The following is a 13,811-nucleotide window of genomic DNA, read 5'->3' as shown; positions in this document are numbered from 1 at the left end:
CCTGCTCCGTGCGAATTGCGGCCAATATGAAGTTAGCGCTAACAAAGCCAGATCAGAGAAAAAGTCAAGCAAAACCTCAGTCAACGCCAGAAGGCGAGCCAGTCCAGAAAGAAGTAGAGTTTCTTGCCAAGGAACACGAATTGTTCGGTTCCAAAGAGGGCATAGCTGATAACGAACAAGCCCAGAATGAGCAGGGCAAGCCAAATGGCGATTTGATTTGTCATGCTAGCCCCGGACGAAAACGCCCGCCCAGTTAACCTGAGCGGGCGAAAAGGTTCAAGATTTCAAAGCAACCTTAGTTAAGGCGACCCATGGCAACTGCAACGTCTGCCATGCGGACCGAGAACGCCCATTCGTTGTCGTACCATGCCAGAACGCGGACCATGCGGTCGCCGACCACGCGGGTCTGATCGGGTGCGAAGATCGAGCTTTCTTCGGTGTTGTTGAAATCGGTCGAAACCAGCGGAGCGGGCTCATAGCCCAGAACGCGCTGCATCGAACCCTGCGAGGCCTCGCGTACGATGGCGTTCACTTCTTCTACCGTTACATCACGTGCGGCGCGGAATGTCAGATCAACCGCAGAAACATTCGGGGTCGGAACACGAATGGCCGAACCATCCAGGCGACCTTTCAGGTTGGGCAGAACCTCGCCCAGTGCTTTCGCGGCACCTGTTGAGGTCGGGATCATCGACATCGCGGCAGCACGGGCGCGGTACAAATCGCTGTGACGGCGGTCCAGGGTCGGCTGGTCGCCGGTATAAGCATGGATCGTGGTCATGATGCCGTTCTCGATGCCGATGCCCTCGTCCAGTACCTTGGCAAGCGGAGCAAGGCAGTTCGTGGTGCACGAACCGTTCGAGACCATTTTATCATCGGTCACAAGGCTGTTGTGGTTTACACCATACACGATGGTCTTATCGACGTTCTTGCCGGGGGCTGACAGCAGGACCTTTTGCGCACCACGATCTAGGTGCGTTTTGGCTTTCAGACCGTCATTGAATTTACCGGTGCATTCCAGAACGACATCGCAGCCATCCCAGTCCAGTTCATTCATGTCATAGGTCGAGAACATCTCCATCGGGCCGCGGCCCAGATCCATGGTTTTTCCGTCGATTGCGACATCGCGGGGGAAACGTCCGTGGACACTGTCATACTTTAGCAGGTGCGCTGTGGTTTCCAGCGGGCCGGTTGCGTTGACCTTGATCACTTCGATGTCGTTGCGGGCGGATGCCGCGATATGCGACAACGTGCAGCGGCCAATGCGGCCAAAACCATTGATACCGACCTTGATGGTCATGTGCTGTCTCCAAATGCGCTTGCGTTGGACGCCATATAGCGGTCAAAGCGCTTTCTCAAAAGACCAAAAGTGACATATTTTTAACGTGTTAGCGCAAACCTATGCCGGTTGCGCTAACGCTTGCGCTAGCCGTCGGATCGGGTAGGCTCCGGGTGCGGCAGGTGAATTGAAAGGAAACACCATGAGCGGTCTGTTGGCCCTGTTGGATGATGTAGCGGGTATTGCAAAGGTAGCGGCATCGTCTGTGGATGATGTGGTCGCGGCTGCCGGGAAGGCAGGGGCGAAGACCGCAGGCGTTATCATTGACGATGCCGCCGTGACCCCGAAATACGTTCAGGGATTCGCCCCGGCGCGGGAATTGCCGATCATCTGGCGTATCGCGCGCGGATCTATCTTTAACAAGATCATCCTGCTGCTGCCGGTTGCCTTACTGCTGGCGAACTTTGCACCGTGGTTGATTACGCCTTTGTTGATGATCGGCGGCTCTTATTTGTGTTTCGAAGGGGCCGAGAAGATATTTCATGTCCTATTCCCTCATGGCAGTCACGTTATCGACGAAGATATGGCCATTCGCGACCCCGGCCATCTGGAAGAGCAAAAGGTCAAAGGCGCGATCAAGACAGATTTTATCCTTTCGGCTGAAATCATGACGATTGCGCTGGCCGCGATTGAGGCCCCAAACCTGTGGATGCAGGCCGCGACCTTGGCGGTTGTGGGGATCGGTGTCACCGTGGCGGTCTACGGGTCAGTTGCCCTGATCGTGAAGATGGACGATGTCGGGCTGTACCTCGCGCAAAACGCACCGACACCGATTGGGCGAGGGCTTGGGCGCGGGTTGGTCAAAGCCATGCCGGTTGTCATGAAAATCCTGTCCATAGTCGGCACCGCCGCGATGTTGTGGGTCGGCGGTTCCATCATCATTCACGGGATGGAGGTTCTGGGCTTTGGGTGGCTGGGACACCACATCCACGACTGGGCCTATGCCATTGGTCATTCCGTGTCTGAGCAGTGGACCGGCGTTGTTGAATGGGTATCCAAGGCAACGATGGACGGTGTGTTCGGTCTGGCATGGGGATTTGTTCTGATCCCGGTGGCGACAAAGGTGGTCGGGCCGATGATCGGGATGTTTTCAAAGAAGACTGATGCGCATTAAATTCATAATCCTGAAATGAGAGACCTGAGCCATTTACCGACTTTTAGACCGGTCCAGAGTTGGGTTCGCATACAATTGAAGGGACGGGCAGCCAAACGCAAAGCGGCGGCCTTGTCGGCCATGAACCTTGGTGCGGAACAAATACCGTTTGAACCGCTCAGGCTTTACCAGGTACTGTATTTCCGGATCGACACGGCGGAGACTGCGGCCCGACGCGCCAAGTGGGCAGGGGGGCGATTGTTTAACCTGCTCAGCGGCCAGTCGGCGCAATTCATTCCGCTATATGGAACGCATGTTAGGCAGGTTTTGTCTGCTGCAGGGCTGAACGTGCCCGATAGGATTGTGCCAGCAGAACGGTATGAGTTGCGGTTGGGTTATGCGAAACGGGCCTATACGGCGTTGAAGGCCGAGCTAAAGCAGCCAAAATAGGAAAGGGCGGCCAAAGCCGCCCTTTTTGTATCTGGCTGATGAGCCGAGCGTTTATTGACCCAGCAGTTCCTTGACCTTGGCCACTGTCGCCTCGGCGGTGATGCCGAAATGCTTGTACAGTTCACCGGCTGGGGCCGACGCACCGAAGCTGGACATGCCGATGAAACCGGCTTTGGCTTCGCGACCACGTTCACCCAGCAACCAGCGATCCCAGCCACCGGCGCGAACGGCGGCCTCAATACCAACGCGGACGGGTCCACCTGGCAGGACGCGCTTTCGATAGGCTTCATCCTGCTCGGCGAACAGCTCCATCGAGGGCATTGAGACGACGCGGGTGCCAATGCCTTCAGCCTCAAGCATCGCTTTGGCTTCCATCGCCAGCGATACTTCGGACCCGGTGGCGATCAGGATGGCCTGACGTTTGCTGTCCGCGTCGGCCAGAACATACGCGCCCTGTGCGGTCAGGTTCTTGGTCTTGTGTTCTTTGCGAACCGTCGGCACGCCCTGACGGGTCAGCGACAGAACGGACGGGCTATTCTTGAAGGTCAGAGCCAACTCCCAGGCCTCAGCCGTCTCGACCACATCAGCAGGACGGAACACATAAGTGTTCGGCGTTGCGCGCGAGATTGCCAAATGCTCGACCGGCTGGTGGGTCGGGCCGTCTTCGCCCAGACCAATCGAGTCATGGGTCATCACGAAGACCGTCGGCACCTTCATCAAAGCGGCCAAACGCATAGAGGGGCGGGCATAGTCGGTGAACGCCATGAACGTGCCGCCATATGGGCGGATACCACCGTGCAGCGCCATACCGTTCATCGCTGCGGCCATTCCGTGCTCACGGATACCATAGTGAATATAGCGACCCTTGCGGTTTTCCGGCAGGAATACGCCCATATCCGCAGATTTGGTGTTGTTCGACCCGGTCAAGTCGGCCGAACCGCCAACGGTCTCGGGCATGATCGGGTTCACGACGTTCAGAACCTTTTCCGAAGACGCGCGGGTGGCGAGTTTCGGCTGATCTTCCGACATCTGCTTTTTGAACGCACGGATGGCACCGGCCAGTTTCTTAGGTGCATCAAACGCATAGGCGCGGTTGAATTCGGCCTGTTTGCGTTCGGAAATCTGCGCGAAACGCTCTTCCCATTCGGCGCGTTCAGCCGCGCCACGGGCACCGATGGCCTCCCAAGCCGATTTGACGTCAGTAGGGACCACAAAGGCATCATGGGGCCAACCATAGCCGTTTTTGGCGGCTTTCAGCTGATCCTGATCGGTCAGTGCGCCGTGACCTTTGGAAGTATCTTGTGCGGCGTGACCAAGCGCAATATGGCTTTCGCAGGCGATCATGGATGGTTTGTTCGATGATTTGGCTTGCACAATGGCCGCATCAATCGCGATCGGATCATGACCATCGATTTCAATCACGTTCCAGCCCGAAGCCTTGAAACGGCGCACTTGATCGGTGCGATCGGCAATATCCACGGTGCCGTCGATGGTGATGTTGTTGTTGTCCCAGAAAACAATCAGTTTGCTGAGCTCATGACGGCCAGCCAGAGTGATGGCTTCCTGGCTGACGCCTTCCATCAGGCAGCCGTCACCCGCGATGACGTAAGTATAGTGGTCGACAACCTTTTTACCGTAATGGGCGCGCTGAATTTCTTCGGCCATGGCGAAACCAACTGCGTTGGAAATGCCCTGACCCAGTGGTCCGGTCGTGGTTTCAATCCCGTCCACCAGGAAGTTTTCCGGGTGGCCTGCAGTTTTCGCACCCAGCTGGCGGAAGTTCTTGATCTCGTCCAGCGTCACGTCCGCATGACCGGTGAGATACAGCAGAGAATAGACCAGCATCGAACCGTGACCTGCAGACAGGATGAACCGATCACGATCGGGCCAGTTCGGGGCCGAGGCGTCGAATTTCAGATGCTTTTCAAACAGCACGGTCGCAACGTCGGCCATGCCCATCGGCATACCGGAATGGCCGGAATTGGCGGCAGCGACGGCGTCAAGGGTCAGGGTGCGGATAGCCGCAGCCTTGTTCCAGTGTTCAGGATTGGCATTGCGCAGCGCAGTCAGGTCCACGGGCGTTGTTCCTTTGGATTACAGGCAGATGGGGCGCTCAATACCATCCACCCCCCAAAGTGCAAGTGGAACCGAGGGTGGCGTCGCATTCGTGGTTCAAGAATGCTGTCCAAGTGATTGAAAGCAAACAGTGGGTATTTTCCGTTTCATTCGGTTAGACTAGGCCAATACCCGGCCTGTATTGATTCGGATGGGCCGCGAAAAAGTGAACCTTGGTAAAGAGGTGGCAGGGGCATGAGCCAGATCGAAGAATTACAGCGCCGTATCGTTGCCGCGATGGAGAGGATCGGAACCGGGGTCGACGCCCTGCGTGACGCGGTGCCTGCAAGTGGCGGTGACGACACCGCTCTACACACGGCATTGGAAGACGAGCGCGTCGCCAATGCGCAGCTGGAAGAGCGGCTGAAATCCCTCAAGGAACGGCACGAGAAAGAAGTCGACGCGATGCGCGCCGACATGGATGCGCTGAAAGCAACGCCAGCCGAAGATCCTGAAAACGGCGCGTTGCGTCAGCAGCTGTCAGAGGCCACCGCCAAATTGGCGGCGGTCGAAGCGGCCAGGGCCGAGTTGGCAGAGGCTAAGGCTGCATTGGAAAACCAGGACGAACTGGTTGTTCTCAAGACAGAAAACGATGAACTTAAATCGGTTGTGAGCAAAACGCAGTCGCTTGAAGATGAGAATAGAAAGTTGCGGTCCGAATTGGCCGACAGCGAGCGTGTTGCGGAGTTAAGCGCAGAGCTTGAGATGCTGCGTGCGGAACGTGCCAGCCACGGCGCGGCCATGTCGCGTTTGGATGATGATCTTCAACGTATGCGCAAGGCGAACGAACAACTGCGCAACTCGGTTGATGAGTTGCGGGCGGCCAGCAAGGACGGTCTGGCCGATGCCGAGCTGTTGAACCGCGCGACTGTGGCCGAGCTTGAGGCGACGAAGGCTGCGCAGGCGACGGACGCTGCCGAAGCTCAGGCGGTACTGGCCCGGCTGGAACCGTTGCTGTCGCAGGCAAAGCTGGCTGAGGGGGAGGTAGAGTAATGCCCGAATTGACCATTCATATCGGTGGCCGTGGTTTTGACGTTTCCTGCCAGGACGGTGAAGAGCCATTTCTGCAATCTGCGGCGAAAATGCTGGATGACGAAGCGCAGGTTTTGTCTGATCAGATCGGTCGGATGCCCGAAGCACGCATGCTGTTGATGGCCGGGCTGATGCTGGCCGACAAGACCGCCGCTACAGATGACAAGCTCAAACGGGCAGAGTCCAAGTTGGCCGAAGTTGAAGCCGAATTGCAAAGCCTGCGCAACCGACCTGAGCCCGAGCCTGAAAGAATTGAAGTGGCCGTCGTCCCGCCTTCGGTCACGGACACACTGGCCGAACTGGCCGCACGCGCCGAAGCCCTGGCCTCGGTGGTTGAGGAGAAAACGGCAAAATGAATGTGTTGAAAACGGTAGCGTTGACCGGTCTGATTGGTCTACCGGGGGGCTTGGCCTGGGCGGAAATAGATATCCTACCGGTTACCTTCACCTGCCAGAATGGCGTTGAATTGCAGGTTGCGTATTTCAATGCGGCTGATGGGTCTGGTGCGGCGGCGATGATGGTGGACAACCAATTGGTTGCCCTGCAGCAAGTGCCCAGCGGATCGGGTATTCGCTATGAAACCGTAGGAGAGACCGGGTCGTATATCCTGCGATCAAAAGGGTGGGATGCGACAGTCAGCTTTCTGGCGACCGGAGGGGCCGCCAGTGAGCAGGTTGTTTTGGAGAATTGCAACAGTCGCTGATCAGGCGTTTGCTTCGCGAATTTTGTCAGCAGCTTCCTTGTTGAATTCGACACCGTTTTCGTCAAACAAAGTGTCCAATTCGCCCGACAGGGTCATCTCGGTGATGATGTCGCAGCCACCGACGAATTCACCTTTGACATACAGCTGTGGAACTGTTGGCCAGTCAGAATAATCCTTGATGCCCTGACGAACGTCTTCGTCGGCCAGAACATTAACATCGGCATATTCAACGCCCATGTAATTCAGCACGCCGGCCACGCGGGACGAGAACCCACATTGGGGCATCTCTTTGGTGCCTTTCATGTAGAGCACCACATCGTTGGCTTTGACGGTTTCGTCGATCTGAGTCTTAACGTCGGTCATCTTGCTTGTCCTTTTCACCCGCGTCGGGGGCGGTCGTTTCATCTTGTGACGGGTCGGGACCCCATCCTTCTTCCTCAAGTCGCCGATGCTCGGCCTGTGCCAGAGCCAGCGGATCCAGCCCGTATCTTTCAATGCCGCCGACTTTGCTGATCTTGTCCGGATCGGGGCGCATGTCGGCCAGCTTACGCTTTCTGTTGCGCTTCACATAGGCTTCGATAAGCGCCGCGGCAACTATCAATGTCGCGAGTGCGCCTATCCAGAAGAGCCAGCCGGTCATTTTTTTGGAGCCATGGCTTTGGCGTATTCATGAGGGTCTCTAGGTATTAGCCCAGCTTGTCCTTGATCCCCATTTAGTCCGTTAAAGCTTGACGCAACCAGTGTAGCGTTCTGATTGGGTGTTGTTCCACGTTTGGTTGAATAGCGCGTTTTGCCAAACGTCGATTTGATGATGAGTACAATTCCGATGAACGTAAACACCCCGGAAACAGTATATACCCAAGCAGTAAACGTCATTCAGGCACTTTCGTCGTGAGCGCCAGAGCGTGCAGCTCTCCGTCCGAGCCGTCCATCTTGCCCTTCAGGGCGGCATAGACTGCGCGCTGTTGTTGCACCCGGTTTTTCCCGCGAAAGCTTTCGTCCACGACCATTGCGGACATATGCACGCCATCGCTGCCGCCAACCTGAATTTCCGCATCCGGAAAGGTTTCACGCAGTAGGGCTTCGATTTCGTGGGCGCTCATCGGCATGTAGGTTTCTCCTGAAGGTCTTTCTCAAGATGTAGAGCGCCCGGACGGGGCGTGCAAGAGGAGGATAGGGAACCTGAAACGACAAAACCTGCGCCGGGGCAGGCGCAGGTTTCATTTTGCAAAGATTGCTTCGGTGTTATGCGACGGCCTCAGCAAAGCTGGTGCGGAACGTGGTAGCCAGATCCTCTAACGCGGCCTCAGAGTTGCCAACCCGAATGCTATCGCCAGTGAACCGACCTACGGACACCAGAGGAACGCCTGCCTGACCAGCAGCGATCATCAGCGCCTCGGCCTGATCAAAGTTGCACGCGACCAGATAACGGGCCTGATCCTCGCCGAACAGGAACTCGGTCGAGGCTTCATCGAGGTGAACGCCGACGCCTGCGGATTCCGCCAGCTCAAAGGCTGCTAGCGCCAGGCCACCGTCACCCAGATCGGTGCAGGCCTTGATCATCTCGCGGTTGGCCCGGATGAACTCGCCGTTGCGTTTTTCGGCATCCAGATCAACATGCGGCGCGTCGCCGTCTTCGCGGTTGAACACTTCGGCCAGCAGGGCGGATTGGCCAAGATGGCCGTTTGTCTCGCCGATGACTAGCGCGACATGGCCCTCGCGAACCTCGTTGCCGATGATCTCGTCCGTGTGGTTCAGCAAACCTACTGCGCCAATGGTCGGGGTCGGCAGGATCGCCTGGCCATCGGTTTCGTTGTACAGTGAGACGTTGCCCGACACGATCGGCATATCCAGCGCGGCTACGGCTTCGCCGATGCCCTGGATCGCGCCGACGAACTGGCCCATGATCTCGGGCTTTTCGGGGTTGCCGAAGTTCAGGTTATCGGTGGTCGCCAATGGGTTGGCTCCAACGGCGGTCAGGTTGCGGTAGGCCTCGGCCACAGCCTGCTTGCCGCCCTCAACAGGGTTGGCGCGGACATAGCGTGGGGTTACGTCGCTGGTGAAGGCAAGTGCCTTGTCAGTGCCGTGCACGCGGACCATGCCTGCGCCCAGACCTGGGGTTCGGGCGGTGTCGGCCATGACCATGGTGTCGTACTGCTCATAAACCCACTGCTTGCCTGCATAGTTTGGAGAAGCGAGCAAGGCGCGCAGACCGTCGATCGGGTCGATTTGCGGGACTTCAGCCAGTTCTTCGGCTTCCGGCGTAGCCTCCCACGGGCGGTCGTATTCCGGCGCCGTCGAGGACAGCTTGGACAGGACCAGATCGGCTTTGACTTCGCCGTTGTGAAGGATCAGGAAGCGGTCTTCGGCGATGGTTTCGCCGACGATGGCGAAGTCCAGGTCCCATTTTTCGAACACGGCGCGGGCTTCGGCTTCAAGCTCGGGCTTGAGGACCATCAGCATGCGTTCCTGAGATTCAGACAGCATCATCTCATAGGCTGTCATATCCTCTTCGCGCTGGGGAACGTTTTCCAGATCCAGACGCACACCCAGACCGCCCTTGTCGCCCATCTCAACGGCAGAACAGGTCAGACCAGCCGCCCCCATATCCTGGATCGAGATCACGGCACCCGTCTGCATCAGCTCCAGCGTCGCCTCCATCAGGCGCTTTTCAGTGAACGGGTCGCCAACTTGAACAGTGGGGCGCTTTTCTTCGATGGTGTCATCGAACTCGGCCGAGGCCATGGTTGCACCGCCAACGCCATCGCGGCCAGTTTTTGCACCCAGATAGACGACGGGCATACCAACGCCGGAGGCTGCCGAGTAGAAAATCTTGTCGCTGTCGGCCAATCCGGCGGCAAAGGCGTTTACAAGACAGTTGCCGTTATACGCTGGGTGGAAACGAACTTCACCGCCAACACATGGTACTCCGAAACAGTTGCCGTAGCCGCCGATGCCTTCGACCACACCATTGACCAGTTGGCGGGTTTTGTGGTGGCCGGGCTCACCAAAGGATAGCGCGTTCATGGATGCGATAGGCCGCGCGCCCATGGTAAAGACGTCACGCAAGATGCCGCCAACGCCTGTGGCCGCGCCCTGATAGGGTTCGATGTATGAAGGGTGGTTGTGGCTTTCCATCTTGAACACCACTGCCTGCCCGTCGCCAATATCGACCACACCTGCGTTTTCGCCCGGTCCGCAGATCACCTGAGGCCCGGAGGTGGGCAAGGTGCGCAGCCATTTCTTGGACGATTTGTAGGAACAATGTTCGTTCCACATGGCCGAAAAGATGCCGAGTTCGGTAAATGTCGGCTCGCGCCCGATGATTTCGAGGATCATATCGTATTCGTCGGGCTTCAGCCCGTGTGCGGCAATCAGATCCGGGGTGATGGCGGGCTCTTGCATCGTTTGTCCTTGTCCAGGTTGGCCGGGATTGCCGGCCTTTTAGGGCAAGGTGCCGTCTGTGGAAAGGGTCAAGTCAGCGCAGGCCAATTGTGAAAGTAAAAAACGGAACCGGCGATTGGGCCGGTTCCGTCTGTTGTTTTGAAAATGAGGGTGTCAGTCAGTGTCCAATCAGCGACTGAACCGATGCCGCTAGGCCGGGTTTTGCGCCTTGGACGCATCTGCAGCCGCAGCGCCAACGGCTGCCTTTTGCTCCTCGGTCAGATTTTCGGCATCATCCAGCCCCGGAATAGCGACGCGAACTTCGCGACGGGCAAAGTCGATGCCGTTTTCCTTGAAGGCGGCTTTGACCCGATTGAAGATCTCTTTGCGCAAGGTGAACTGCTTGCCCGGTTTTGCCATGAACTTACCGCGGATGATCATGCCTACATCGTCAAAGTCGAACACACCCTGAGATTTGAAGGGCTGCAGGAAGCCGTCCTTGTGAACCTCATCCTCCATCATCTCGGCGCCGATCTTCTTGAAGATTTTCTTCACCTTGTTCGGATCGGTATCGAAGGGCACGGTGAACTTCAGCTTCATGATGACCCAGTCGCGGCTGAAGTTGGTGATCTTCTGAATCTCACCATATGGGATGGTATGAACCAGACCGCGGTGGTGGCGCAATTGCATGGAGCGGATCGAGATCTTTTCGACCGTTCCCATGGTGCCGCCGATATCGACATATTCACCTACCCGGAACGCATCGTCGATCAGGAAAAAGATCCCGCCGACAATGTCAGAGACCAGTTTCTGCGCACCAAAGCCGATAGCCAGGCCTAGAATACCAGCACCAGCCAGCAGCGGTGTGATATCCAGACCCAGCGCGCCAAGCGCCAGCAGGACAAATATCACCGCAATCGCGACCTGAGCTGTCACGCGCAGCAGGGGCAGAACCGTCGCCAGACGTGATCCACCAGAACCGCCGCCTTCGCCCGCTTCTTGATCGGCACTTTGTTCAACCGCAGTTTGCTCTTTCGCAAGGCGACGGTTGATCCAAAGCGAAACGACCTCGTTCAGGATGTAGCCAACAGCAATGATGATGAAGAACTGGATGACCTTGCTACCGGATTCATCCCCACCACCCGCGATTTCACTGAGGTCGAGATCCCATGCCCTGGCGATCATCAGGATGACAAGAATGCCGGCCAAAACCCGACCAATCCGGATATAACTGCGTTTAGTAGACTTGTATGCGCGCTCGGCCACCGGGCCTTCGCCAAGCATAGGCGGTTGCAGATGGCGAACCAACCCACGTATCAGCGTATCCAAGGCAGGTGCGATCAGCAGCCAAGCCATGGTGGTGAAATGCGCCCCCTTGACCAGCAGCGCCAAAGACGAGGGATTGCGTTGCGCTACGATAAACTCGACCAGCAGCCAGATTACCGCCGACACGCCGATTGCGAAGTAGGGGTAGTAGTGGGCGACTTCCTCATCAAATTTGGAATGATCAGGGTCGGTACCCAACATCATCTGAGACAGGCCTTCGCGCGCGGTCCAGGCGATGACGCCGATATAGATATGGATCGCTGCGTTCAGCCAGAAACCAATGCGTGTTTCGCCGCTGGTAATGCCGTTCAGCCTGTTGAAATGAAGCAGGAACAGCGTGAAACCGACCAAAATAAGCAGACCGATCAGGTTGCGGTGTAGGTATTTCGCCCAGTGATCATCGATATTCACCAGCCGGTAGTGAGGTTTGCTGGGTGCAAGTACGAACCGCGAGGCTGCTGCGCCCAAGCGCGGAATCCAGATCAGGTAAAAAACGAAGGGTGCCGCGTAGGTGATTTGTTCCGGAGTCAGAAGCCCACGCCCGACCGCGCGGATGACGACATAGAACACGACCAATCCTGCGATCTCGCGGCAAAAACGGCGAAACAGGTACCTGACGGCGCCCCAAAGATCATTTTCATCTCCGACTTCAGCATGTTCGTGCCACCGCCGAGTAAGGAATTCGAACAGCTTTTCTGCGAGGAAGCCGACGACAAGTACGCTGAGGATTAGGCCCAACAGGGTAAACGCGCCGGTTGTACCAAAGGTTGCCGAAAAGTTTTTGAAAGCGTCGGCTTGCGCACTGAAAATGTTCGGAACCGTGACGATAACCTGAGTCCACGACGCCACCATTTCGGCCCAGATCTCATTGATTTCCGTGATTGGGTCTTCGCGCTCTTCCGCTTCGGCGGCATTTTTTTCCGCAACCGCGTCCAGACGCTCTAACAAGATCGCGCGGACCTGGTCGTCGGACATACGTGCGACCATGTCATCGACTTGTTCGGGCGTCAGATCCTCGGGAATTGTGACGGTAGTCGGTGCACTAGAGGTACTAGTGACCTGGGCAAGTGCTGGCCCAGATAATAGCGCAATGGAGAAGAACGCCATTAACAGGCGAGTGAGGTGAAACATCGAATCTGTCCTCGACCATAAGTCTTGATGATTTTTTCGTGATCATAGGCTTAAGTGCAGGATCTTCCCAGATGTTTCACCCATTTCAGATATGAATTTAGTGTTGCGGGCAAAAAAAAGGCCGAGCACTAAGCTCGGCCGTAGTCCAACAGGGAGGTGAAGATGATGAGCGTTACAGCATCACCGCCTTCGATTGCTCATTTAGGGGGCGGTTTGTGTACTATCAAGGTTTTATAGACTGATCGCAGATCATTGCCGCTATGCCACTGGTGCATAGCTACAGTTTTCCCATCTGCTTCAACTGCTTGCGCTGCGCAATGATCTCATCCTGAACAAAGTCGCGGAATGCCGCGACGCGTTTGGAATGGCGCAGTTCCTCGGGGTAGGCGAGATAAACCGGGACATCGGCGGTTTCGATATCCGACAGGATCGACTGCAGATGCGGAAAGTCATGGGTCACGTAATCCGGCAACACACCGATGCCGAGGTTGTGCAAAACACCCTGCAAAACACCAAAATAGTTGTTCACCGTCAACAGCGAGGTCGGATTATAGGTCATCAGGTGCCGGACCATCATTGCGCTTGCGCCGACCTGCGGGGCCGAGGGTGTCTGGCAGATCAACCTGTGTTTCGAGATGTCTTCGGGACTTTCTGGGCTGCCGCGTTCTTCCAGGTATTCCGGCGTAGCATAAAGCTGCATTTGCACGGTCATCAGGCGTTTTCGAACCAGATCGGCTTGGCTGGGTTCTTTCATGCGGATGGCGACATCGGCCTCGCGCATCGGCAGGTCGAGAACACGCTCTTCCAGCATCAGGTCGATATTTAGATCGGGGTATTGCTCGTATAGTTTCGGAAGGCGTGGTGCTAGCCAGAGTGTGCCAAAGCCAAACGTGGTGGTAACGCGCAGAACTCCGAACACTTCTTCTTCGCTGTCGCGAATGCGGGCGGCGGCCGCATCCAGACGTTTTGACATGGCCGATGTCGCGTCGAACAGCAGCTCTCCCTGTTCGGTTAGAATCAGGCCGCGGGCGTGGCGGTGAAAAAGCGTCGAATCAAGCGACTCTTCAAGCGCACGGATCTGCCGACTGACCGCGGATTGGGACAAATTCAGCTTGTCCCCCGCATGAGTCAGGCTGCCCGCATCCGCAACCGCGTGAAATATCCTTAACTTGTCCCAATCCATCGCCGCAACTTTCGTTATCCTTCCGAAGCCCTATATGAAATAGGTAACAAGTTCTACA

14 protein-coding genes are annotated in these 13,811 nt (G+C 56.7%); 5 read left to right on the top strand and 9 right to left on the bottom strand.

Going from position 1 to position 13,811, the window contains the following annotated elements:
• Positions 1-80: 80 nt before the first annotated feature.
• Positions 81-224: a hypothetical protein gene (locus AC2FFP_RS05065; RefSeq protein ID WP_282151119.1), complete on the bottom strand. Its 144-nt coding sequence runs from the start codon at positions 222-224 to the stop codon at positions 81-83.
• Between the two features lie 71 nt (positions 225-295).
• Positions 296-1,297 (bottom strand): type I glyceraldehyde-3-phosphate dehydrogenase, encoded by a 1,002-nt coding sequence (gene gap, locus AC2FFP_RS05060; protein WP_496722660.1) that lies wholly within the window; start codon positions 1,295-1,297, stop codon positions 296-298.
• A gap of 181 nt (positions 1,298-1,478) precedes the next feature.
• Between gap and AC2FFP_RS05055 the strand changes: the two genes are divergently transcribed.
• Positions 1,479-2,450: a DUF808 domain-containing protein gene (locus AC2FFP_RS05055; RefSeq protein ID WP_496739915.1), complete on the top strand. Its 972-nt coding sequence runs from the start codon at positions 1,479-1,481 to the stop codon at positions 2,448-2,450.
• A gap of 75 nt (positions 2,451-2,525) precedes the next feature.
• Complete coding sequence (locus tag AC2FFP_RS05050; protein ID WP_496843903.1) at positions 2,526-2,879, top strand: hypothetical protein; 354 nt, start codon at positions 2,526-2,528, stop codon at positions 2,877-2,879.
• Positions 2,880-2,930: 51 nt separating this feature from the next.
• On the opposite strand, the gene tkt is transcribed toward AC2FFP_RS05050, so the two are convergent.
• Positions 2,931-4,955 (bottom strand): transketolase, encoded by a 2,025-nt coding sequence (tkt, locus tag AC2FFP_RS05045; protein ID WP_496765105.1) that lies wholly within the window; start codon positions 4,953-4,955, stop codon positions 2,931-2,933.
• A gap of 234 nt (positions 4,956-5,189) precedes the next feature.
• Between tkt and AC2FFP_RS05040 the strand changes: the two genes are divergently transcribed.
• The 3 genes from AC2FFP_RS05040 to AC2FFP_RS05030 are packed head-to-tail and all read left to right on the top strand — an operon-like array spanning position 5,190 to position 6,729.
• Positions 5,190-5,987, top strand: a complete 798-nt coding sequence (locus tag AC2FFP_RS05040) for a hypothetical protein (protein WP_496765102.1) — start codon at positions 5,190-5,192, stop codon at positions 5,985-5,987.
• Positions 5,987-6,382 (top strand): cell division protein ZapA, encoded by a 396-nt coding sequence (locus tag AC2FFP_RS05035; protein ID WP_496739919.1) that lies wholly within the window; start codon positions 5,987-5,989, stop codon positions 6,380-6,382. The genes AC2FFP_RS05040 and AC2FFP_RS05035 overlap by 1 nt, the downstream gene beginning before the upstream one ends.
• Positions 6,379-6,729, top strand: coding sequence for an MliC family protein (locus AC2FFP_RS05030; RefSeq protein WP_496765100.1), 351 nt, complete (start codon positions 6,379-6,381; stop codon positions 6,727-6,729). Before AC2FFP_RS05035 ends, AC2FFP_RS05030 begins: the two co-directional genes overlap by 4 nt.
• Here AC2FFP_RS05030 and grxD read toward each other — a convergent pair whose 3' ends face one another.
• The 6 genes from grxD to AC2FFP_RS05000 form a co-directional block, all read right to left on the bottom strand.
• Positions 6,730-7,092 carry a Grx4 family monothiol glutaredoxin gene (gene grxD / locus AC2FFP_RS05025; protein ID WP_496765098.1) on the bottom strand — a complete coding sequence of 121 codons (363 nt, stop codon included), beginning with the start codon at positions 7,090-7,092 and terminating at the stop codon, positions 6,730-6,732.
• Positions 7,079-7,369, bottom strand: a complete 291-nt coding sequence (locus AC2FFP_RS05020) for a hypothetical protein (protein ID WP_496776729.1) — start codon at positions 7,367-7,369, stop codon at positions 7,079-7,081. The genes grxD and AC2FFP_RS05020 overlap by 14 nt, the downstream gene beginning before the upstream one ends.
• Positions 7,370-7,601: 232 nt before the next feature.
• On the bottom strand, positions 7,602-7,838 hold the full coding sequence (locus AC2FFP_RS05015) for a BolA/IbaG family iron-sulfur metabolism protein (protein ID WP_170412908.1): 237 nt from the start codon (positions 7,836-7,838) through the stop codon (positions 7,602-7,604).
• Between the two features lie 136 nt (positions 7,839-7,974).
• Positions 7,975-10,134, bottom strand: a complete 2,160-nt coding sequence (gene purL / locus AC2FFP_RS05010; RefSeq protein WP_496781338.1) for a phosphoribosylformylglycinamidine synthase subunit PurL — start codon at positions 10,132-10,134, stop codon at positions 7,975-7,977.
• A 189-nt stretch (positions 10,135-10,323) separates the two neighbouring features.
• Positions 10,324-12,570 (bottom strand): mechanosensitive ion channel family protein, encoded by a 2,247-nt coding sequence (locus AC2FFP_RS05005; RefSeq protein WP_496843901.1) that lies wholly within the window; start codon positions 12,568-12,570, stop codon positions 10,324-10,326.
• A gap of 277 nt (positions 12,571-12,847) precedes the next feature.
• Positions 12,848-13,753 (bottom strand): LysR family transcriptional regulator, encoded by a 906-nt coding sequence (locus AC2FFP_RS05000; protein WP_058271530.1) that lies wholly within the window; start codon positions 13,751-13,753, stop codon positions 12,848-12,850.
• Positions 13,754-13,811 lie beyond the last annotated feature (58 nt).

It is taken from the genome of Ruegeria sp. YTSC004 (assembly GCF_059609805.1).
This window is presented reverse-complemented; position numbering and strand designations above follow the sequence as displayed.